18 protein-coding genes and 1 pseudogene are annotated in these 23,741 nt (G+C 43.0%); 13 read left to right on the forward strand and 6 right to left on the reverse strand.

The features are described 5' to 3' along the window. From Q4591_RS16460 to Q4591_RS16490, 7 genes and pseudogenes are all read left to right on the forward strand, one after another. Positions 1 to 520, forward strand: a pseudogene (locus Q4591_RS16460) (hypothetical protein); the annotation flags it as partial. A 225-nt stretch (positions 521 to 745) separates the two neighbouring features. Then, positions 746 to 1,087 (forward strand): hypothetical protein, encoded by a 342-nt coding sequence (locus Q4591_RS16465; RefSeq protein WP_102475785.1) that lies wholly within the window; start codon positions 746 to 748, stop codon positions 1,085 to 1,087. A 66-nt stretch (positions 1,088 to 1,153) separates the two neighbouring features. After that, the gene (locus Q4591_RS16470) at positions 1,154 to 2,665 is read left to right on the forward strand and encodes a YdiU family protein (protein WP_102440082.1); all 1,512 of its coding nucleotides are present in this window, start codon (positions 1,154 to 1,156) and stop codon (positions 2,663 to 2,665) included. Positions 2,666 to 2,712: 47 nt separating this feature from the next. Further along, entirely contained in the window at positions 2,713 to 3,036 is a 324-nt protein-coding gene (locus Q4591_RS16475; RefSeq protein WP_102440081.1) for a DUF3630 family protein, read from the forward strand. Next, entirely contained in the window at positions 3,029 to 4,141 is a 1,113-nt protein-coding gene (locus Q4591_RS16480; protein WP_303461952.1) for a serine/threonine protein kinase, read from the forward strand. The genes Q4591_RS16475 and Q4591_RS16480 overlap by 8 nt, the downstream gene beginning before the upstream one ends. 150 nt (positions 4,142 to 4,291) lie before the next feature. Further along, positions 4,292 to 4,906 (forward strand): thiol:disulfide interchange protein DsbA/DsbL, encoded by a 615-nt coding sequence (locus Q4591_RS16485; RefSeq protein ID WP_102440079.1) that lies wholly within the window; start codon positions 4,292 to 4,294, stop codon positions 4,904 to 4,906. Between the two features lie 342 nt (positions 4,907 to 5,248). Then, on the forward strand, positions 5,249 to 5,461 hold the full coding sequence (locus tag Q4591_RS16490; RefSeq protein ID WP_102530838.1) for a DUF1107 domain-containing protein: 213 nt from the start codon (positions 5,249 to 5,251) through the stop codon (positions 5,459 to 5,461). Here Q4591_RS16490 and zapB read toward each other — a convergent pair. After that, entirely contained in the window at positions 5,458 to 5,658 is a 201-nt protein-coding gene (gene zapB / locus Q4591_RS16495) for a cell division protein ZapB (protein WP_055026159.1), read from the reverse strand. The two genes, Q4591_RS16490 and zapB, sit on opposite strands and share 4 nt — an antisense overlap. A gap of 359 nt (positions 5,659 to 6,017) precedes the next feature. On the opposite strand from zapB, the gene Q4591_RS16500 reads away from it, so the two are divergent. Next, positions 6,018 to 7,109 (forward strand): branched-chain amino acid aminotransferase, encoded by a 1,092-nt coding sequence (locus Q4591_RS16500; protein WP_102440076.1) that lies wholly within the window; start codon positions 6,018 to 6,020, stop codon positions 7,107 to 7,109. 104 nt (positions 7,110 to 7,213) lie between these two features. Here the strand turns inward: Q4591_RS16500 and Q4591_RS16505 are convergent, their stop codons facing one another. The 5 genes from Q4591_RS16505 to ilvY all read right to left on the reverse strand — a co-directional run bounded on the left by Q4591_RS16505 (position 7,214) and on the right by ilvY (position 16,520). Continuing rightward, the gene (locus Q4591_RS16505) at positions 7,214 to 11,668 is read right to left on the reverse strand and encodes an EAL domain-containing protein (protein WP_303461955.1); all 4,455 of its coding nucleotides are present in this window, start codon (positions 11,666 to 11,668) and stop codon (positions 7,214 to 7,216) included. A 380-nt stretch (positions 11,669 to 12,048) separates the two neighbouring features. Next, the gene (locus Q4591_RS16510; protein WP_303461957.1) at positions 12,049 to 12,975 is read right to left on the reverse strand and encodes an acyltransferase; all 927 of its coding nucleotides are present in this window, start codon (positions 12,973 to 12,975) and stop codon (positions 12,049 to 12,051) included. 15 nt (positions 12,976 to 12,990) lie between these two features. After that, complete coding sequence (locus Q4591_RS16515; RefSeq protein ID WP_102440073.1) at positions 12,991 to 13,878, reverse strand: acyltransferase; 888 nt, start codon at positions 13,876 to 13,878, stop codon at positions 12,991 to 12,993. A gap of 127 nt (positions 13,879 to 14,005) precedes the next feature. Then, a complete protein-coding gene (locus Q4591_RS16520) occupies positions 14,006 to 15,526 on the reverse strand; it encodes a YifB family Mg chelatase-like AAA ATPase (RefSeq protein ID WP_102440072.1) in 1,521 nt (506 codons plus the stop codon). Between the two features lie 121 nt (positions 15,527 to 15,647). Next, entirely contained in the window at positions 15,648 to 16,520 is an 873-nt protein-coding gene (gene ilvY, locus Q4591_RS16525) for an HTH-type transcriptional activator IlvY (protein WP_102440071.1), read from the reverse strand. A 213-nt stretch (positions 16,521 to 16,733) separates the two neighbouring features. Here ilvY and ilvC point away from each other — a divergent pair, with 213 nt between their 5' ends. The 5 genes from ilvC (at position 16,734) to ilvD (ending at position 23,739) form a co-directional block, all read left to right on the forward strand. Next, the gene (gene ilvC, locus Q4591_RS16530; protein ID WP_102475781.1) at positions 16,734 to 18,215 is read left to right on the forward strand and encodes a ketol-acid reductoisomerase; all 1,482 of its coding nucleotides are present in this window, start codon (positions 16,734 to 16,736) and stop codon (positions 18,213 to 18,215) included. 543 nt (positions 18,216 to 18,758) lie between these two features. Continuing rightward, positions 18,759 to 20,432 (forward strand): acetolactate synthase 2 catalytic subunit, encoded by a 1,674-nt coding sequence (gene ilvG, locus Q4591_RS16535; RefSeq protein ID WP_102519703.1) that lies wholly within the window; start codon positions 18,759 to 18,761, stop codon positions 20,430 to 20,432. Beyond that, the gene (gene ilvM / locus Q4591_RS16540) at positions 20,429 to 20,725 is read left to right on the forward strand and encodes an acetolactate synthase 2 small subunit (protein WP_102475779.1); all 297 of its coding nucleotides are present in this window, start codon (positions 20,429 to 20,431) and stop codon (positions 20,723 to 20,725) included. Before ilvG ends, ilvM begins: the two co-directional genes overlap by 4 nt. A gap of 33 nt (positions 20,726 to 20,758) precedes the next feature. Then, positions 20,759 to 21,688: a branched-chain amino acid transaminase gene (locus tag Q4591_RS16545; protein WP_102475778.1), complete on the forward strand. Its 930-nt coding sequence runs from the start codon at positions 20,759 to 20,761 to the stop codon at positions 21,686 to 21,688. A 191-nt stretch (positions 21,689 to 21,879) separates the two neighbouring features. Further along, complete coding sequence (ilvD, locus tag Q4591_RS16550) at positions 21,880 to 23,739, forward strand: dihydroxy-acid dehydratase (RefSeq protein WP_102519701.1); 1,860 nt, start codon at positions 21,880 to 21,882, stop codon at positions 23,737 to 23,739. Positions 23,740 to 23,741 lie beyond the last annotated feature (2 nt).

Consider the following 23,741-nt stretch of genomic DNA (forward strand, 5'->3'; position numbering starts at 1 on the left):
GCCAGAGCCAGAGCCAGAGCCAGAGCCAGAGCCAGAGCCAGAGCCAGAGCCAGAGCCAGAGCCAGAGCCAGGGCCAGAGCCAGAGCCAGAGCCAGAGAATAAACCTATTACAGCGGCTTTACCTGCAACAGGTGCATGGGCAAGTGATGCATTTACGGCTTTAGTTTGCCAATATGATGCAAGTGCTGAACTACAGGCCCAGCATCTGAGTTTACTCAGTATTATTAGTCACAGTTACAAGTTACGTAAACAAGCTGATTACTGCCAATACGGCGCAGGTTTGACCCAGCGTTATCAGTTAGCTTATCAACAGTATCGCCAGCAAAACGCCACTGCTGCAGATGATAAAGGCATAGGCTTTATGCAATTATCAACCATGCTCAATGATACTAAGCAATTTGATAAAGCCATTGAAGTCTGTCAGCAGGCCATTGATTATCAATTAACAGATGGAACTGTTACCGGTTTTGAAGGTCGAATTAAGCGTATCGAGAAAGCAAAATCTAAAGCGAGTAATTAAGTGAATTGAATAAGACTAGGTAATTGGCTTTAACCATGATTTAGGTTATTAGGTTTTACCATGATCTAGTACAATGGCACTATCGTATGGAAAAGCGGACTTAGGTTCGCTTTTTTATTGCCCTAAAAGTGTTGGAACTGAATGTAGCTACTGGAATCCTGTAGCTAAATATTGAGATTAAAAGTGCAACTTAGGGTGAAAATAAGCATGCTTAAAGAGGTTTAAATGATGAATCGTAAAATGCGTAATACGCTGTTTTTATTCATGGCTATCATGGGGCTAACCGGCTGTATTCGTACCCCAGAATGGACACTGTTTTATTATGCGGATGAAGCCAAAGCGCCGCAGCAACCCATCAACGCCAAATTTATAGCAGGTTATTACGATACGCTTGAACAATGCCAAGCTAAAGCCAAGGGCATGCTGAGATTAAGCGGCAAAAACAGCCATCCACTGGATGCTAACCAGCTAGAAAATGCCACCGCAATACCGGTTGCCATTGATAAAGGCTATCAATGCAAACAGTTATGCCAAGTCAATGATGACAATGTCATTATCTGTCAATAAAACCTTGCCAGTAGTGAGTTATTAGCCTTCGCCATCAGGCTATTGTAGACCCAAGGAACAGGTTAAATGCAGTTTAAACAGGATTATTTTGAACAACTGGAAGGCTTTTATTCGCAGGTCTATCCATTGCCTATCAGTCAACCCCATTGGCTGGCTTGGAGTGATGACGCCGCCAAATTAATTGGCGCGCAAAGAGGCCAACTTAACGCCCAAGGTGATGATGAATTACTGCTGCAACTGTCAGGTAATCACGCTATGCCTGGGGCAAGTTACTATGCGCAAGTTTACAGTGGCCATCAATTTGGTGGTTATAGCCCACGATTAGGGGACGGGCGCTCAATTATTCTCGGCGAAGCGCAGGCAAACCCTAATGCTACAAGTAAAACAGCTAATAACGCGTCAGCTTGGGATGTGGCCTTAAAAGGGGCTGGGCCAACACCTTATTCTCGCAGTGGTGATGGTCGGGCGGTTATGCGTTCCGCGGTAAGGGAGTTTTTAGCATCCGAGGCCTTGGCGGCATTATCGATTCCGACCACCCGAGCATTAGCGGTGATTGGCTCTGACTTACCGGTATGGCGTGAATCACAAGAAACTGCGGCGATTACAGTGCGTTTAGCCAAAAGCCATATTCGTTTTGGTCACTTTGAGTATTTTTGCCATAGCGACCAAGGTGGTAAAGATAAACTAATTCAGTTACTAAACTTCACCATTAAGCAGCATTACCCGCATTTAACTCAAGATTATCAAGGCTATAAAGCCTGGTTTACCCAAGTAGTAAAAGATACTGCTATTTTAATCGGCCACTGGCAAGCGGTAGGCTTTGCTCATGGGGTACTTAATACTGATAACATGTCGATTCTTGGTGACAGCTTTGATTTTGGCCCATTTGCCTTTTTAGATACTTTTAAAGAAGACTTTATTTGTAATCACTCCGATCCCCAGGGCCGTTATGCCTTTGGTCAGCAACCTGGCATTGGCCTGTGGAACCTGCAACGTTTAGCCCAAGCATTAACGCCCGTCATTGAGTCAGATGATTTAGTGGCTGTGCTGAATACTTATCAAGCTGAGTTAGTGCAGCAATATTTACTGCTCATGCGCGCTAAAATGGGCTTGAGTGTCAGTGAGCAAACCACGGCGCAAGCCCAAGAGCAAGATAAAACCGACTTAGATCTCATTGGCCGATTTTGCCATGTGTTACAGCATAATTTATTGGACTATACCAATACTTTCAGGGCGTTTGGTCAGTTAGACATAACCAGTGTCCACGCCAATATTAGTGATGAGATAATCGATAGACCCAAATTTGACGACTGGTATAAAAGTTATCAGCAGCGGGTTGGAAAGGTTGATGATATTGACCAATGGCAAGCACAGCGTAATAGTGTGAATCCCAAGTATATTTTACGCAACTACTTAGCCCAAGAAGCCATAGTGGCGGTGGAAGAAGGCGACAATAGTAAATTGTTAGAGCTGCATACTCTGTTAACTCAGCCCTATGCTGAGCAACCAGAATTAGACCATTATGCCAATAGACCACCCCAATGGGGACAAGGCTTAATCATGTCTTGTAGTAGCTAGTCAGTCATAGTAACAAGGTATTTAAGCAACTTATTTAAAGGAACATCATGTTATTGCGTTCGGTGCAATTAGATAAAGCCTCGCTGAGCATTTTAATTTCAGCAGAAATAGATTTTGAGCAGTTTGAAGCGTTTGCTGAGCCCTTAGCCTTGGCAATGGATTGTGATATTCGCGATCGCTTATGGGGCGCAGATAGGCACCAATGGCAGCTTAATTTTGAAGGCAGTCAGCTGTGGCTTAACTATGAGTTTTACGGCGATATTTGTTGGATATCAACGGAAGTAGAAGCCGATCTTGAAGTGCTAGAATATTTAATCACCTTGCTACAACCGCTGATCACTGCCAATGCGGTAAAGGATACACATGAATAATGACAATGCTGACAACGACTATCTAGATAATGACGAAGATATCGATAGTCAGGAAAAGTCGGGTAATGTAATAGAAGCGGAATCACATCTTAACGATATCGCGCCAAAGGCTAGTGCTGACGAGGCTTGCTTTCATTATCAAGCCTTAACGCCTGATTTAATTCTCGATGCCATTGAGAGTGTTAACATCTATCCTGAAACGGGGTTGCTGGCGTTAAATAGTTACGAAAATCGGGTGTATCAATTTCGCTGCGATCGCGGTAATCGTTATGTGGTGAAGTTTTATCGCCCCCATCGCTGGAGTGATAATCAAATTCAAGAGGAGCATGATTACGCACTCGCGTTAGCTGCTGAAGATATCCCCATTGCAGTACCTGTGATTGTTGAGGGTAAAACCCTGCATGAATTTAAAGGTTATCGTTTTACTTTATTTCCCTCTATTGGTGGCCGCGCATTTGAGGTGGATAACCTTGATCAACTTGAAGCAGTTGGTCGCTTTATTGGCCGGATACATCAATATGCTAGTAAAGAGAGCTTTCAATATCGTGAGCCCTTAAGCTGCCAAATTTTAGGGGATGATGCGCTGCAATATTTACAGCAGTCAGGGCAAGTGCCTGAGGCCATTAGTCAGCAGTTTTTCACTGTCACGCAGCAAGTGTTGGCCAAGGCCAAGTTTGTATTGGCGCAGCATCAATTTCCGACATTACGGCTTCATGGTGATTTGCATCCAGGCAATATTTTATGGACCCCAGATGGCCCAGGTTTTGTTGACTTAGATGATGCTCGCCAAGGACCTGCGGTGCAAGATATTTGGATGATGCTCACTGGTGATAGAGCCCAACGGTTATTACAGCTAGATGTATTACTTGAAGGCTATGAGGAGTTTTGTGATTTTGACCACAAGCAACTTAAGCTGATTGAGCCGCTGCGGGCATTGAGAATGATCCATTACAATGCCTGGCTAACAAAACGCTGGCAAGATCCTGCTTTTCCAAGGAACTTTCCATGGTTTGGTGATATCAAATACTGGGAACAGCAAACATTAGCGTTTAAAGAGCAACTTTCAGCGCTGGATGAAGAGCCATTAAGCTTGATGAGTTTTTAATTGAGTAATTGGCAAACCATAACGTAGATTGTTACAAATGATCCTGATAAGGTCTTGAGCATAAGAGATAATCTACATTATTATAGATTTAGATAAATTAGCGTTAACTATGCTACGGCATAATTGAGATTGCATACTAAAGGAAACAAGATGAAAAAAGCATTATTAATGGCTGCAGCGTTACTATTAGCCCCAATGGCGGCAACCGCAGCAGACTATAAAGAAGGTGTGCACTACACTGTGATTAACGAAGGCCCAGCCACATCAAAGCCTGAAATTACTGAGTTTTTCTCATTCTTTTGCGGGCATTGTTACAACTTCTCAAAAACTGTAGTACCAAAAATTGAAGCGACCCTTCCAGAAGGTGTGGCTTTTAATCAGGCACACGTTGAGTTTATTGGCGCAGATATGGGCGTAGAAATGTCACGTGCTTTCGCTATTGCTCATCAGCTCAATGTTGAAAAGAAAGTTGAACCAGCTATTTTTGCTGCAATCCATGACAAAAAGCAACGCTTCACCAACTTAAATGATATCCGTATGGTGTTTATTGCTAACGGTGTTGACGGTAAAGATTTTGATGCAGCAGCTAAGTCTTTCATGGTGAATGCGCAAATGTCTAAAATGAAGCGTGATACTCAGAATGCAAAAATTTCTGGTGTGCCTTCGTTAGTGGTTAACGGTAAATACCGTGTTGAGACAGGTGCGATTAAGTCTTACGATGAGCTATTAGACATCGCTTATTACTTAGCGACAGCTGACAAGTAACATGAGGGTTTAACCTCCCACGTGACAAAAGGAGCCAATGGCTCCTTTTTTTGTATCTTTAATTTATTAGTGGCTGAAAAAGAGCAAAAAAAAACCGCATGTTTTAAAATTTGCATTTTAAAACAGTGCGGTGTTGAGCCAATTGGCTCGTTATTTACCCTGAGTAACGAAGTCACTTTACCAAGGTGTCAAAAAAATGGCAAGCGTCATTTTACTGGCTTGTTACATTTTGTTTACATTGATTTATTTTGAAGCGGAAAAAGATCGATTTTAATGAAACTCTTTTGCGGTTTTTTTGTCCAACTTTGAGTTGTAAAATGAAATATAGCCAAAGGAGTCTCCATGAGAAGGTTTCCGGTATATGCACCTAAACTCATCGTTAAACATGCGCGAATTTTTTTTACTGGGGTGATTTGGGTAAAAGACTTAGGGTGTTTAGAGTTTAGAAAGGGGCGTTTTTTAATGCCGAAAAAAAGCCTGCCAAAAGTAAAGCAGGCTGTTTCTGAGCTTAACCAAATGCTAGTAGCTCAGCATGTTGAAACTAACACAGTTTAGCTTTCGCTATTGAGTAAGCCGACAAGGCCATTCACTTTATCGTTCCAAGAGTTTAGGTCTTGTTGCAATTGCTGATTAGTCTCAGTCAATTGAGCATTCTTTTGCTTCTCTTCTTCAAGCTCCATTTTTAGTAGCTCTGCATTTTCAAGAGTTGCCTGGATTTTGGCTTCCAGTTGGGACAGTAATTCAAGGCTCATATCGGGAGTCCTAATAGTTTCTGGATGGAATGCTGATTCTAGCAGTGACTGGGGTTTAAGGAATAGCCAAATTCGTTAAGTGGTTAAAAAAAGAACGACTTTGGCTACTATTTTGTAAGCTTTATCCATCTGTCAGTGTGAGTGGCTTGTTTTAAGCTAAAAACCGCCACATCCTGTGCTTTTTCAGTGAAATGATAAAACTTTATTTGTTGCGGTTTACCATGCTTTAACGGCTAATTTTATGGTTTTAATTATTGTGAACTTCGATTGACGCTTAATTGTGCTCCACTTTATCCATTTGCTTGACATTACATCTGATGATTCATAGTCTGCTAGCATTGTTTTTAAGGTGGTAGCAAATGGACATCAAATATAATTTAAAGGCGGCATCGTCGCGTCGTACTGAGCAGTTTAAACCAGAAGGCAATGTAGGCTTTGGTAATCTCAGAACCGATCATATGTTTTTAATGGATTATCGAGATGGCCAGTGGTGTGACCCTCGCATTGAGCCTTATGCGCCGTTTGAAATGGCCCCGGGCGCCATTGCGCTTCATTATGGTCAGTCCATCTTTGAAGGTGCTAAAGCGTTTAAGCATGACGATGGTGAAATCTACACCTTTAGACTGGATAAGAATGCCCAACGTTTAAATACCTCTGCAGATATCTTATGTATTCCTAACCTTGCTGAAGACATTCAACTGCAAGCCATTAATGCGCTTATTGATGTCGATAGGCTGTGGTTTCCAATGCAAGATGGCGCATGTTTATATATTCGGCCTTTTATTTTTGCTACCGAAGATCGTTTATCAGTGAGCCCAAGCTTGAACTTTACTTTCTGCGTGATCTTAAGCCCAAGTGGTGCTTATTACGCTGATGGGGTGAATAAAGCGATTCGATTACTGATCAGTAAAAAATTCCACCGCGCGGTATCAGGCGGCACGGGGGCATCAAAAGCGGCCGGTAATTACGCAGCATCGTTAAGAGCGGGGCAAGCCGCTGCTGAATATGGCGCTGCCCAAGTGTTATATCTTGATGCGAACAACAAGCAGATTGAGGAAGTGGGCGCAATGAACCACTTCCATATCCTCAAAGATGGCACTGTAATTATCCCGACGTTTACTGACACTATCTTAAAGTCCATTACCTCGCAATCTATGCTAGAAATTGGCCATTTATTGGGATGTGAAGTGCGCCAAGAAACCATTATGCTGGACAAATTTATCGCAGATATCGAAGCCGGTGAAATTGTTGAAGCGGGCGGATTTGGTACTGCAGCCGTGGTATCGCCAGTGGGCTCGTACATCTTTGAAGATGGCCGTATTGTTACAGTTGGTGATGGTGAAGTTGGCCCTTGCATCAAGCGTATTTATCAAATATTTACCCAACTGCAAAAAGGTGAGCTTGAAGGACCTGAAGGCTGGGTTAAGCGTGTTGAGCGTGTCGCGCCATAGCTAAACTGAATAAATTCAGACAATAAAAAAGGCTCATTTGAGCCTTTTTTATTGCTTGGAGTATAGGGTTTAGCTGTGTCGATTTTTATTGAATCGCTTTAATGCTATGCTAGTTTTTCCTGCTGGTTATCTAATCTTAGCCTTGCTAAACAGTCCTCAGCAGTCAGTGGTTTACTGAGTAAAAAGCCCTGCACTTGATCGCAGCCTTCATGCTTTAAGAAGTCAAATTGCGCCTCAGTTTCAACGCCTTCTGCCACGACATTGAGTTCAAGGCTGTGGGCCAGAGTAATAATGGCGCTGGTAATAGCGGCATCATCAGGATCATCAATAATATCGCGGACAAATTCTCTATCAACTTTCAAGGTATCGATAGGGAAGCGCTTTAAGTAACTTAAACTTGAGTAACCAGTACCAAAGTCATCAATGGCAATGGTAAGGCCTAGGGCTTTTAGCTGGGCTAATACTGTGACTGAGTCTTGCGGGTTACCCATGATCATCGACTCTGTCAGCTCTAACTCCAGAGCGCTGGCGGGTAACCCTGATACCGCAAGGGCCACTTCAATAGTGGAAATAATATCGGCTTTAAGTTGTCTTGCTGATAAGTTAACAGCCACAGAAATATGCTCAAAGCCTTGTTGATGCCATTCAGCTAATTGATTGCAGGCCTGATCAATGGCCCAATGGCCAATGCCGTTAATCATCCCGGTTTCTTCCGCTAACGGAATAAATTCCACTGGTGAGATAAATCCAAGGGTTTTACTTTCCCAGCGCAGTAGGGCTTCAACGCCAATAATCCGCTTGGTTTTAATGTCAAACTTGGGCTGATATACCAGATACATTTCATTATTTTGAATCGCCTGTTTAAGGCCTGCCTCAAGCTCTACATGACGGGTGGCATATTGGTTTAAATCTTCAGTGTAAAACTGGAAGTTATTACGCCCTAAAGATTTAGCATGGTACATGGCAGTATCTGCATATTTAATTAATGAGGTACTGTCGCTGGCATCATTAGGGTACAAACTAATGCCGATAGAAGGTGATACGGTAATATTTTTATCATCCAATAAGAACGGACTCTTAAAGGCGTTTAATACTTTTTCTGCCACAACAGCAGCAGATTTTATTTTGCTGAGCCCTTCAAGAATAATGGTAAATTCATCGCCACCGAGACGAGCAACAGTATCGCCATCGCGCACCGAGTTTTGCAATCGAATCGCCACCGCTTTTAATAATAAATCCCCCACATGATGACCCATGGAGTCATTAATGTGCTTAAAGCGGTCTAAATCCAAAAAGAATAACGCCACAATATCTTTAGAGCGATGGGCTTTGGTTATGGCCTGATTAAGCCTGTCTTGAAATAGGGTGCGGTTTGGCAAGCTGGTGAGCGGATCGAAATTGGCTAATATGCGTAAGTCTTCTTCGGCTTTTTTACGGGAGGTAATATCAGTAAATACCGCAACAAAGTGGCTCGTTTCACCTTTAGTATCGATGACCTGATTGATCTCCAGCCACGCCAAAATGCCTTTTTTATTTTTAGTGCGGATATTAATCTCACCCGCCCAATGCTTTTTCCTTAACAGCTGTAATTCAACGTTATGATAAAAGGCGCGCGACTGTTTGCCGTAAGCTAAATACAGGAAGTGTTTACCTACAATGGCTTTATGGTCAAAACCGGTAATACGACTAAACGCAGGGTTGACCGTGCGGACTCGATAATCCAGTTCGCCTACCACTACGGCCTCGTTCATACTGTGTAGTACTTGGCTTGAGAGTTTTAATTCATTTTCAGTTGCTTTTCTGACGGTGATATCTTTATGGGTACCGGCCATGCGAACCGGTTTATCTTGCTGGTCCCATTCAACGACTTTGCCGCGATCCATTAGCCATATCCATTTACCTGGCTGCTTTTCTACGCGGTACTCAGCTTCAAAAAACTCAGCTTTTCCGGCTAAATGGTCATTGAGAAGTTGGGCTACCCTCGCTTTATCTTCTGGGTGGATATTGGTGATCAATGCATGATCGTCTTCAGCGAACGGTTGAGAGGTTAAAATATTGGTACGGTAGACTTTGTTGTCGCGGATATTCCAGTCCCACATACCATCGCCTGAGGCCCATAACGCCAGTTTAAGGCGCTCTTCTGAAGCGCGGATACTGATTTCAAACTCACGTTGTTTTTCACGCTTTAATTGCTTTAAATAAATGAAAAATGTCAGCAGCAACATGAGGGCGATACCATAAATGACGTACGCGCCTTTACTTAGGTAAAATGGCGGCACCACAGTAAATTTGATACTAAAAGGCGGCTCTGTGTAGGGGTTATCAGTGAGGGTCGAGCGCACTAACAGCTCAAACTTTTTCGGCGGCAAATTGCTAAAACTGATGTCATTTGATTGATTTAACTCAACCCAATCATCATTGTGACCGACTAATTTGTAACTCAGTTGCTGTAACCCAGGGTAATTAAAATTCAGTGTACTGACAGTAAAACCAATGGTTTTATCAGAGTAGGGCATTTGTAATGCTGGTGGCTGTTGCAAATTTAATAATGGAAAATGCTGCTCACCCAAATGATAACTGGTTAGGGCTATTCTAGTGTTAGGTCTTTTAGCTGGAACCAATAGTGGATTAAATTGATTTATGCCATTAACGCCGCCAAACCACAGCTGGCCATCAGTATCGTTAAATTTAACCCCGCCGTTAAACTCCGCAGCTTGCACTCCATCAAATGGGTTGAAGAACATATACTCTAAACTAGTCGATACTCTGGCGATACCAGAATTGGTACTAAGCCACAGGTTTTGAGCATCGTCTTCTAACATGGCATAAACCGTGTGCTGCTTTAACGGTTCACTTAAGGGCTCAAATTGCAGTTGGTTATTAGTGGTTTCGATAACTTTATCGACGCCGCTATGGGTTGCCATTAATAAGTCACCAGCGGCAGTGACAATAAAATCTCGAATACGATTATCACTGAGTGTGCTAGTGTCGGCTGCTTGGCGACTTTTGAGAATGAGTTCTTGTGTGTCAGGTTTTAGTCTGACTAAGCCTGCCATTGTGCCGAGCCACAGGCTGTTGTTATGGTAAGTAAGGGACAATATTGGGCGCTTACTGGGGACAAATTCAGTCTGAAAATCAAAATTGTATTGATGAATAACCTCTTCACCTGGCAATACAAAATATAAGCCGTAGTTACTAGCAATCCAAAGTCGGCCGCTATCATCTTGAGCAAATTTACGGATCAGCAGCGAGTCTGAAGCGCTATTATCAGCTAAAGGCACAAATGACAGCTGCTGATCTGGCGTTAATTGTGCCAGCCCGTGATTAGTACCAAACCACAGATTACCGTCTTGGGTTTGGGTGATGGCATGTACAGTTAACGGGTACTCTGCTTCATGTACATTAAGGGCCTGAGCAAATAGGTCGTTGTAGTAATAAAAACTACCTTGCTGCTCATCAAATAGTTTTAAGCCTGCGCTTTCAGTGCCAATCCATAAACGCTGCTGATCATCACGAAAAATCGCCCGGATCATATTGGCCATTTTAGGCTTGCTAGGATGGAGTTCGTAAATATGGTTAAAATACACTTGATTGAGGTTAAGCTTATTAATTCCTGAGTAGCGAGTGCCTAACCATAGGTTACCGTCTTCTGCGAGCATGATGCTTTGTAGATTGTCTTCGCTAATAGATTGGCGACTATTGGGATCGTATTTATGGATGCGGCTGCGCCATGTATCACCAATTAAATCCAATTGAATTAACCCAGCGTTTGCGCCAATGGCCCATATTTGTTTATCACCATTGATGACAAAGTCTTTTATTTGATTGTATTTTTTAGTTTGGTTATTGATCCAAATTGTGGTTTGTTCGCCGCTAATCAGATCGTAGCTGATCAGTCGATTGCTAATCGCTAACCACACTGCGCTTTTATCATGACTGGTTTTTATACTATTGACCCGCAGGTTGGGTGGGATATCTAAGCGGATAATGTTGTTGCTATCAATGGCGTAAGTGCCACTGGCTTGGGTGCCAACAAAAATATATTTGTCATCGATATTGGCGATACTGGTGATATGAGGATCGATAGCATTATTTAAGCTTATTTTTGCTATTTTATTGGTATGCAGTGATAGGGTGAATAAACCTGATTGAGTCCCTATCCACAAACTATTATCAATTAACGTGAGTTTAGTTAGCTTTAAGTCTGTTAACCCTTGGGCACTCCCAAAATGAGTAAACTCACCATTACTGAGGTTTAAACGGCTGAGTCCTTGGGAAAAGGTTGCCACCCATAAGTCACTATCAGATGATTGCAATATATCGGTAATGTAATTGCCGGCAATACTGGTGGGATTATTACTGTCGTTAACAAACACATCAAATTGAATGCCGTTATAACTGTGTAAGCCATCTTGAGTGCCAACCCATAACATGCCTGAGCTATCTTTGAACAGTTTAGTGACAGAGTTTTGATTTAAGTCGTTAGAGGCTTCAAATTGTTCAAACGCTAACAGGTGATTGTCATTAAGTGGGCTAATTGCATAGACGGAAGCTGACATTGAGGTGAAGAGCACCAAAATGCATAAGCATGTTTTCAAGGCTAAGGAAAAACGTAAATTCAATCTGCACCTGTAATAATTATAATGGGTAAAGAATGATGCCAAATTGCACATTGTTAATTAATATCTAATTTATAAACATGCTTACAACAGGGCGTACCGCTAGTTTATTTGTATATGTTGCCAGCGATTTAAAGTTTTTATTGTTGAATTATAACCATATTACGCGAGTAATATAGTTTTTTTCAAATTACATTTAAGTTTGCTGATTTTATGCTTGTTGAGAAACTGTTGTTGGCTTAACTGTTTTGATGAAGCTTGTTGGTTTAAAAACAAAAAACACGCAATTAAGCGTGTTTTTAGGCTGATTTTAAACAGTACTATTTGGGCGTAGATGTGTCATTAAGGTATTTTTTATAAATACCATCTAACTGCTGATCCTTCTCGAACCAAACTTGGTTTAACCAGCGCTGAAATTCAACTCGGGTTTCAGGATTAGAGAAATAATCTTCAGCATCCACTTTAGGTACTGGCATTTGCTCAATTCTGACCACAATTTTTTTAACACGCCCAGACATGACCTCATACAAAGCGCCTTTCTCTGTGTCAGCATCAGGATAAGCTAAGGTCATGTTAAGTAACCCAGTAAATTGCTCGCCCATTGCCGAAAGGGTAAAGGCAATGCCGCCAGCCTTTGGCCTTAACAAATGTTTATAAGGCGACTGTTGGCGCTTGTGTTTATCTGCAGTAAAACGGCTGCCTTCCACATAATTAATAATTGATGTTGGGAAATGCTTAAATTTTTCACATGCCTTGCGGGTGGTTTGTAAATCTTTACCCTTAAGTTTTGGATTCTTCTTGAGCTTAGCAGGGCTAGTTCGGTTCATGAACGGCATATCTAATGCCCAGCAGCCTAAACCCAGAAAGGGCACAAAGATTAGCTCTTTTTTAAGGAAAAACTTCAACATAGGAATATGGTTACGCAAGATATAGGTTTGCGCTGCAATATCAAAGCCACTGACATGGTTACTGATCAACAAATACCAGCCGCGTTCATCCAGGCCTTCAAGCCCCTCAATATCCCACTCTATTTTAGCAATGAGAAATAAAATACCGCCATTACAGCTTGCCCATGCCCACATAAAGCGGTTCATTAAGCGAGTAAGTGCGTTTCTTGCTGCAACTACAGGAACGAACAGCTTAATGACGCCACCAATACTAATGAGACCTGCCCATAGTGTGGTATTGATGATCAATAAACTGCTACTAATAAAAAAGATGACTGGACCTGGTAAAAAACCTAGCATGTAGCTAAATACCTCTTATTTGTTTTCTTCAGCCATAATGCTGATTTTTTTATCTTTTTCTTGCCAAAGTTGATTTAACTGAGACTGAAAATCAATTTTAAACTGCCTATCATTACTATAGTCACCTTTTAAGGTCGCTGGGATATCAGAGATGTGAATATCGACATAAACCTCAGTTAACTCGCCGCAAATATACTCCCAGTAGCTTGGCACTTTATTAGGGTAGTAAATGGTGACATTAACTAACTTGTTGATGTGTTCACCCATAGCATCTAAAGCAAAGGCCATTCCACCGGCTTTGGGCTTCAGCAAGTGCTGAAAAGGCGAAGCTTGCTTTTGGTGTTTTTGCGGATGAAAACGGGTGCCTTCAACGAAATTCATCACGCTGACAGGCTTATGCTTAAATTTGTTGCACGACTTACGGGTAATCTCAATGTCTTTACCTTTAAGTTTTGGGTTCTTTTTCAATTGTGCTGTCGAATAACGACGCATAAAGGGAAAGTCTAACGCCCACCAAGCAAGCCCTAATATGGGAACAAATATGAGCTCTTGTTTTAAAAAAAACTTTAAAAATGGGATCTTACGATTAAAAACACGCTGAAGTACTAAAATATCGACCCATGACTGGTGGTTAGCTATAACCATGTACCATTCTTTTTCAGAAAACTGATCATCACCGCTTAGTTTTATGGTAACGGGATGAAAAATGGCTTCGATAACACCATTAACACTGATCCACGCACTGGCACAGTTATCTAAAATATAACTGCATATTTTACGAATAACATTAATGGGTAATAGTTTGAAAATACTAAAAATTAGAATGGGTGTAACCCAGACGATCGTATTTATGACATAGCAAATAAATGCTATAGATCCTTTAATTTTTGCTAACAGCGGCATCTAGCTCTCCTGTAAATGGAAGCTTATGTTACTCCGTGATAGCCTTCGGCTCAATCCACTGAACAATAATATCGAAACTTTTTGTGATTTTTCAGGTAATCACTCGATATTTTAATGCGTTAGCTATTTATTGTTGGCTCAAACGATTCATTAACCTGTCCATTGCCCTGTAGCCAAGTGCTTGTGCTATATGCCTTCTTTCGGTGGTTTCAGACTGTTGCAAGTCTGCAATGGTGCGTGACACCCGCTGAATTCGATGGAAACTTCTGACGGATAAGCCCAATTGTTGAATACTCTGTTCGAGAAACTCTAAATCGCTTTGGCTCATGGCTAAGTGTTGTTTCAATTGGGTTGGGCTTAACTGGCAATTAATCACGCCTGCACGGCTGAGTTGTTTTTCCCGCGCTAGCTGCACTCGCTTAGCAATGGATTGGCTACTTTCGCCTATTTCTTGGGTTTGCGTTAAGGTGCCTGCAGGCAGTTTAGGGACTTCTATCGTGAGATCGAATCTATCTAAAAATGGCCCTGATAAACGGGATAAGTAACGTTGAATTTGGTCAGGCGTTGCGCGAGAGTTTTCAACATCACCGCAAGGGCTAGGGTTCATCGCCGCGATGAGTTGAAAGCGACTAGAAAAGGTTACTTTGGCGGCAGCCCGCGAGATAACCACTTCACCAGACTCCATTGGCTCACGCAGGCAATCTAATACTTTGCGCGGGAATTCCGCAATTTCATCAAGAAATAAAATGCCTCTATGGGCTAAGGATATTTCCCCAGGTTTTGGCACGCTGCCTCCGCCCACTAAGGATATTGATGAACACGTATGATGTGGCGCTCGAAAAGGCCGCTCTAAAAAGGCTTGGGGTTTAATATTAAGTCCTGCAACCGAATGAATCGCAGCAACATCAATGGCCTCTTCATAGGTAAGCTTGGGCAGTAGCGGGATTATCCGATTGGCCAGCATACTTTTACCTGTACCGGGCGGACCAATAAATAGGGTGTTGTGACCACCTGCCGCTGCGATTTCCAGCCCTTGCTTAGCTTGGTATTGACCAATCACTTCGCTGAGGCAGAGTGCGTTTTCTGCTAAAGGTTCTTCAAACCATTCCAATTGCTGATCAACCAGTGGTAATTTTGCTTGGCCGTGCATAAAGGCTGCGAGGTTTTGCAAGTGAGCGACTAAGTGGGTTTGCGGGTAACCCACTAACTCTGCTTCATGGCGGTTATCTAAAGGGATGAATAATTCATGCTGTTGATTTTTAGCGGCAATAATAGCGGGCAGAATACCAATGCAGGGCCTTACTTGTCCTGACAAGGCTAGCTCACCAATAAACTCACATTGGGCTAACTGGGTATTAGGAATTTGCCCCGAGGCGGCCAAAATACCAATGGCGATAGGCAAATCATAACGGCCACCTTGCTTGGGTAAATCAGCTGGAGCCAAATTGACCGTTATTCGCTGCATGGGGAATTCAAAACCAGCGTTTATTAAGGCACTACGAACTCGCTCTCTGGCTTCTTTTACTGAGGTTTCAGGTAACCCCACTAAATTAAACGCAGGCAAACCATTACTAAGATGTACTTCGACAGTGACTTTAGGCGCTTCAACGCCACAACAGGCGCGGGTGTTTACACAGGCAATAGCCATTAACAAATCCTTTTGTTTTGTGTGCTGGAATTTAGTAACTATTTAGTTAGTTTTTAAGCTTTCTAAGTGTAGCAGCTAAAATCAACAGTGCGATTTTAGCTGCTGTTGATATTTGAGAGGCTTAAATAACTTCAAGAAAGGCTTTTAAAATAGGCTCTTGAGTGCGTTTTTCTTTGCAGCAACAACCTAATTGAAAGGGGGCGATATCTTGTGGTGATTCAAGCCGCTGTAAGCGTTCTCGCACTGGGCTATTTTCGACTACCACATCAGGACTAATACTGACGCCACAGCCCAAGGCCACCATCGAGGTTATTGCCTCTTGCCCCGAGACTTGCGCATAAATATTGGGCTTGAAGCCCATGGCTTTAAACCAATTATCAGCGCGGCGTCTGCCAGGCCCATGGTCGGGGACAATAAAAGGCAGCTGCGCCCAGTCTATGGGTTGTTGCTTAATCATGCTTTGGGCTTGGCATTTTATGGTGGGCGCATATAGATGCAGCGGCACTTGGCCGATTTCTTCAAAATGTAGGCTTGCAGGCAATGAGTCTGGCAAGGCGATAATGGCAACATCGGCGCGATTATGTTGGATCTCTGCTACTGCATTGGCCGCATCCCCCGTGTTCAAGGTAATTTCCACATGAGGGTGCTCACGTCTAAAGCGGTCAAGCAATGCAGGTAGGTGACTGTATGCGGCAGTGACTGAGCAATATAAGTTGATACGACCGTGAAGTAAGGGCTGCTCGGGGTCAATGCGGCTTTTCAAACTTAACCACTCAGCTAAGGTGTGTTCGGCAAATTGCTTAAATTCATTGCCCGCATGGGTAATGCTGACACTGCGATTGTCCCGCTCAAACAATTTACAACCCACTTCTTCTTCAAGGCGCTGCAATGCGCGGCTTAATGTTGACGGGCTCACATGGGTTTGCTGGGCTGTTTTGCCAAAATGCAGGCTGTCGCATAAGTGTAAATACAGTTTTAATGCACGAATATCCATGTTGTAGCCTTAATAAAATCAGTGTCTTGAAATCAATTTGTTCAGATATGCGGGATATATCAATAACGTTGCAAAAAGTGAAACGTAGTGTGCCGAATATATCATTTTGAGCAATCATGAGCTTACGCTATAGTGATCTCAATCACAACTTCTGGATAGTTTGGCTGCCAGAATGGAGTGTCTCAAATTTCTGAATTAAAGGTGGTATCTCAGATGGCTAACTATTTTAACTCTCTGAATTTACGTCAACAATTAGCTCAATTAGCACAATGCCGCTTTATGGATCGTACTGAGTTTAGCGACGGTTGTAGTTTTATTAAAGATTGGAATATCGTGATCTTAGGTTGTGGGGCACAAGGCCTAAACCAAGGTCTGAATATGCGTGACTCAGGCTTGAATATCTCTTTTGCATTACGTCCGCAAGCGATTGCTGAGAAACGTGCATCATGGAAGCAAGCAACTGATAACGGTTTTAAAGTAGGCACTTTCGAAGAGCTTGTTCCTGCTGCTGATTTAGTGCTTAACCTAACACCTGATAAACAGCATTCAAATGTTGTTAATGCAGTAATGCCATTGATGAAAGAAGGTGCCACATTATCTTACTCTCACGGTTTTAATATCGTTGAAGAAGGTATGCAGATTCGTTCTGATATCACTGTTGTTATGGTTGCGCCTAAGTGTCCAGGTACTGAAGTACGTGAAGAATACAAACGCGGTTTTGGTGTCCCAACACTGATTGCGGTTCACCCTGAAAATGACCCGAAAGGTGATGGCCTTGCCATTGCTAAAGCTTATGCAAGTGCAACTGGTGGCGACCGAGCGGGTGTTTTATTGTCATCATTCATTGCAGAAGTTAAGTCTGACTTAATGGGCGAGCAAACAATTCTTTGTGGCATGTTGCAAACTGGCGCCATTCTTGGTTATGAAAAAATGGTCGCTGACGGTGTTGAGCCAGGTTATGCAAGTAAGTTAATTCAGCAAGGATGGGAAACTGTCACTGAAGCACTTAAGCATGGCGGCATCACTAACATGATGGATCGTTTATCAAACCCTGCCAAAGTGAAGGCGTTTGAAGTTGCTGAAGAGTTGAAAGAAATTCTTCAACCATTATTTGAAAAGCACATGGATGACATTATTAGTGGTGAGTTCTCTCGCACTATGATGGCAGATTGGGCCAATGACGATGCAAACTTACTTCGTTGGAGAGCAGAAACCAACGAAACAGCATTCGAAAATTCACCAGTATCAGATGAACACATCGATGAGCAAACGTATTTTGACCAAGGTATCTTCTTAGTTGCCATGATCAAAGCCGGTGTAGAGCTAGCGTTCGATACCATGGTTGCAGCAGGTATTATTGAAGAGTCAGCTTATTACGAATCACTACATGAAACGCCATTGATTGCTAACACCATTGCACGCAAACGTTTATATGAAATGAACGTAGTTATTTCAGATACTGCTGAATACGGTTGTTACTTGTTTAACCATGCAGCAGTGCCGCTATTACGTGACTACGTAAAAGCAATGTCACCAGAGTTATTAGGTGCTGGTTTAGCTGCGGGTTCAAATAGCGTTGATAACAAGCGCTTAATTGAAGTGAATGAAGCGATTCGTCATACCGATGTTGAGTTTATCGGTGCAGAATTACGCGGTTACATGACTGATATGAAAGGTATTGTTGAAGCTAACTAATTTTTGTTGATTGTGTTGTGAAGTACCTGTTCAGCTACGTTTTCGGGCAGGCATCAAACTTTTGTAAAGTTAAAACTTTCATAAAGTAGAAACAATCAATCAAAAGCATAGGGTGGTTATCACGGATTTGTGTTGACCATCATAGCTTTAGATTTTGTTGTTGTTTGCATTGTCTCGGCAGGGAAGCTGAATTTTTTTTGACAACACAATTTTATGTTGTGTTTATAAATCGCTTTATGGTACTCCTATAAAGGATGAATTATAAACAGTCTGGCAAAGTGCGAGACCTTATAGCAACATTAACAAATATTTTTTATGACATTTTTAGGATTCAGTCATTTATGTTTAACCAAGCTGCCCAGCTCATTATTGTGATTATTACCGTCGTGATTATTAAATCACCGCGGGGGTGGAGTTTGGCAAAAAGACTGAGTTAGAAAGTCAACATTTGCAAAAACCCCCGCTCCGAAAGGAACGGGGGTTTTTTAGTTTTAGGGCTGCAAATACTGGGCACATTAACAATACAGAGCGTGAGAGATGCATATGGAATCAGGGCAAAAAATGAGAGGCGCGGACGCAGTCATTAAAGTATTGGCCGCACATGGTGCAACCACAGTATTTGGTTACCCAGGTGGCGCTATTATGCCAATTTATGATGCTCTGTATGGTAGCCCTGTTACCCACCTGCTGAGTCGCCATGAGCAAGGCGCTGCATTTGCCGCTGTGGGTTATGCTAGAGCCAGCGGTAAAACGGGAGTCTGTTTTGCCACATCAGGCCCAGGTGCGACTAATTTAATCACCTCGCTTGCTGATGCATTACTGGATTCTGTGCCTTTGGTGGCGATTACAGGCCAAGTGTCAACGGCAGTGATTGGCACTGACGCTTTTCAAGAAATTGATGTTCTTGGTATGTCATTATCGTGCACCAAACACAGCTTTATGGTGACGGATATCAATGAGCTTATCCCGACGCTTTATAAAGCCTTTGAAATTGCCGCATCTGGCAGACCCGGCCCTGTGTTAGTTGATATTCCCAAAGATATCCAAATAGCTGAGCTTGAATACAAAACTCCAATACTTAGTTTTACTGAAGAACCCGCAGCTGAGCTAAGCGCGATAGATGCTGCTAAAGCTTTAATACAACAAGCTAAAAAGCCTATTTTGTATGTTGGCGGCGGGGTAGGTATGGCGGGCGCAGTTGATCATTTACGTCAATTTATCAATGAAACGGGTATGCCTTCAGTGGCGACCTTAAAAGGTCTTGGCAGTATTGAACATGGCTGCAAAGGTTACTTAGGTATGCTCGGTATGCATGGTGGTAAAGCGGCAAACTTAGCCGTGCAAGCCTGTGATTTATTGATTGTCGTTGGCGCAAGATTTGATGATCGGGTCACCGGGCGATTAGCCACCTTTGCTCAAGATGCCAAAGTGCTGCACCTTGATATCGATATCGCAGAAATCAATAAGCTCCGCCAAGCTGATGTATCAATTTCAGCAGATTTAAGACAGGTGTTACCCGCGTTATCAATGCCGCTTTCATTAGCGCCATGGCAGCAAGAAATTGAAGATTTATATCAGCAACACCAATGGGATTATCAACATCCGGGTGAATTGATTTATGCCCCAGCAATGTTACGCCGTCTAGCAAACAAATTACCAGAAGACAGTGTTGTCAGCTGCGATGTGGGCCAACACCAAATGTGGGTGGCACAGCATATGTGGTTTCGCCGCCCTGAAGATCATTTATCCAGTGCAGGTCTTGGCACTATGGGCTTTGGTTTACCCGCGGCTATTGGCGCGCAAGTGGCGCGTCCAAATGCCACAGTGGTGACGGTATCTGGTGATGGTTCATTTATGATGAACGTTCAAGAGCTCACCACAATTAAGCGCCGCAAATTGCCGGTAAAAATATTACTGATTGATAATCAAAAATTGGGCATGGTTAAGCAGTGGCAACAACTGTTTTTTGAACAACGTTATAGCGAAACCGATTTATCAGATAACCCAGACTTTGTGTTAATGGCGTCGGCTTTTGATATTCCTGGCAGAACTATTCATCACGCCGATCAAGTCGAAGCCGCACTCGATGAAATGTTAAATACCCCAGGACCTTTCATGCTACACGTAGCCATTGATGATGCGTTTAACGTGTGGCCATTGGTTCCGCCAGGGGCATGTAATAGCGACATGATGGATCAAATGGAGAAGCAAACATGATGCATTCAGTTGAATTAACCTTACACAACCAACCGGAAGTAATGGAGCGAGTGCTGAGAGTGACTCGTCATCGGGGCTTTAGCATTATCAATATGAATATGCAGCTCAACGAGGCAGGTAGCGTCACACTGCATTTTGATGTCAAAAGTGAGCGAGTGATTGAATTGCTTACCCATCAATTAAATAAACTCATTGATGTCATCGATTGCCAAGCCGTGACTGTGCCTGCCGCTATCGATGTTAATACACCAATATTCGCAGCAGCTAGTCAAAAGACGACCGCGCAAGCATAAACAATTTCATCGATATAGATTAAGGGACAGACTATGGCAGCGACACAATCAGAACTTATATGGTTTAACGGTGAAATTATGCCTTGGCAAGATGCTAAGGTACACGTGATGACACATGCAATGCATTATGGCTCTTCAGTATTTGAAGGTATTCGCATTTATGATACTCATCTAGGCCCAGCAGGGTTTAGGCTAACCGACCACGTGCAGCGTTTATTTGATTCCGCCAAAATTTATCGAATGAATGTGCCTTTTAGCTTTGATCAAGTCATGCAAGCTTGCAGTGATTCTGTGCTAAAAAATAACTTACCCAGCGCTTATATTCGTCCATTAATATTTATGGGTGATGTAGGGATGGGGATCACCCCGCCAATTGACGCACAATGTGATATGGTCGTAGCAGCTTTTTCGTGGGGCGCCTACCTTGGCGAAGAGAGCATGGATGCCGGCGTTGATGTCGCAGTGACATCATGGCAGCGCCTAGCACCTAATACCATACCGACAGGGGCAAAGGCCGGCGGTAATTATTTATCATCACAGCTAATTTCTACAGAAGCAAAGCGTAACGGTTTTGATGAAGGTATTGCATTAGATACTAACGGTTTAGTTAGTGAAGGCGCAGGGGCCAATTTGTTTATTGTCAAAAATGGCAAAATATATACCCCGCCTGCAACCGCAGCCATCTTAAAAGGCATTACCCGTGACACGATTATGGTGTTAGCCAAAGAGCTTGGATACGAAGTGATTGAAGAAGCCATGGCGCGGGAATTTCTATATGTTGCTGATGAGATCTTCATGACCGGCACCGCCGCAGAAATAGTGCCAGTAAGAAGCGTTGACCGTATTGAGGTTGGCGCAGGCAAACGTGGCCCAGTGACACAACAAATACAACAAAGTTTCTTTGGTTTATTTAACGGAGAGACAGAAGATAAGTGGGGCTGGCTAGAGCCGCTAACTCAATAGCCTTGAGCTTAATAAGCAGCCTTGAGCTAAATCGAGAGTTATGAGCTAAATAAACAGCTTCAATCCATTTAAAATAATTATAAATTAAACGACTATTACAATTTGAATCAGTTTACTTTCAATGGTTACCGCATCATGTAAATGACTCAAATAAAATGGTTAAAGCAGTATTACAAGGAAAGGATAAGACAATGCCTAAACTACGCTCAGCAACCAGTACCGAAGGTCGTAACATGGCTGGCGCACGCGCCCTTTGGCGTGCAACAGGTGTAAAAGAAACTGACTTTGGTAAGCCAATTATTGCCATCTCGAACTCGTTTACTCAGTTCGTACCAGGCCATGTGCATTTAAAAGATATGGGCCAATTGGTTGCTGGCGCAATTGAAGAAGCAGGTGGTATTGCCAAAGAATTTAACACCATCGCCGTCGATGATGGTATCGCCATGGGTCATGGCGGCATGCTTTATAGCTTGCCATCTCGTGAGCTGATTGCTGACAGCGTTGAATACATGGTTAATGCACATTGTGCAGACGCGCTAGTGTGTATTTCTAACTGCGATAAAATTACTCCTGGCATGTTGATGGCAGCGCTAAGGCTCAATATCCCAGTGATATTTGTTTCTGGCGGGCCAATGGAAGCGGGTAAAACCAAGCTTTCAGATAAAATTATCAAACTTGATTTAGTCGATGCCATGGTTGCTGGCGCTGATACCAATGTCAGTGATGAAGACAGTAAGCAGATTGAACGTAGTGCATGCCCAACATGTGGTTCTTGTTCAGGTATGTTCACTGCCAACTCTATGAACTGTTTAACAGAAGCTTTAGGTTTATCACTACCTGGTAATGGCTCGTTATTAGCGACTCACGCTGCGCGTCGTAACTTATTTTTAGAAGCTGGCACACGCATCATGGATATCGCTACCCGTTATTATCGTGATGACGATGCCAGTGTTCTGCCGCGTAATGTTGCTTCTTTTAAAGCCTTTGAAAATGCCATGGCGCTAGATATTGCCATGGGCGGTTCATCAAATACCGTATTGCATCTTATTGCTGCAGCACAAGAAGGTGAAGTGGACTTCACTATGGCTGATATCGATAGAATGTCGCGTCTGGTGCCGCACCTTTGTAAAGTCGCGCCTTCAACGCCAAAGTACCATATGGAAGATGTTCATCGTGCTGGTGGGGTGATGGGTATTCTAGGTGAGCTAGATAGAGCAGGCTTACTGCATAGTGACGTTCCCCATGTGGCAGCGGATAATGGCGGCAATTTAAAGTCAGTATTGGCTAAATATGATATTGCCCAAACCCAAGATGCCGCTGTACGACGCTTTTATAGTGCAGGCCCAGCAGGTATTCCAACACAAACAGCCTTCAGCCAAGATTGTTATTGGGACAGTGTCGATGATGATCGTCAACAAGGCTGTATTCGTACCCGTGAAAATGCCTTTAGCCAAGAAGGCGGCTTAGCGGTACTTTCAGGCAATGTGGCTGAAAATGGCTGTATTGTAAAAACGGCCGGTGTGGATGAAGAAAACCTGACCTTTGTGGGTACAGCGCGCATTTATGAAAGCCAAGATGATGCCGTAGCAGGTATTTTAGGTGGTGAAGTGGTTGCTGGTGAAGTGGTGGTTATTCGCTACGAAGGCCCTAAAGGCGGCCCTGGTATGCAAGAAATGCTTTACCCAACCACTTACCTTAAATCTCGCGGTTTAGGTAAGGCATGTGCATTGATTACTGATGGTCGTTTCTCTGGCGGTACCTCAGGATTATCAATCGGTCATATTTCACCAGAAGCAGCTGCTGGTGGCACCATCGCACTGGTAGAAAATGGTGATACCATTGAAATCGATATTCCTTCACGTTCAATCAAATTAGCCGTTGCAGATAGTGAACTTGAGCGTCGCCGCGCAGCTATGGAAGCAAAGGGGCCACTTGCATGGAAGCCTGTATCTCGTGAGCGTTACGTATCTTTGGCACTTAAAGCTTATGCATTATTAGCCACCAGTGCCGATAAAGGTGCTGTGCGCGATCGCAGTAAATTAGAAGGTTAATC

Source organism: Shewanella sp. 3_MG-2023, assembly GCF_030548765.1.
GTDB lineage: Bacteria > Pseudomonadota > Gammaproteobacteria > Enterobacterales > Shewanellaceae > Shewanella.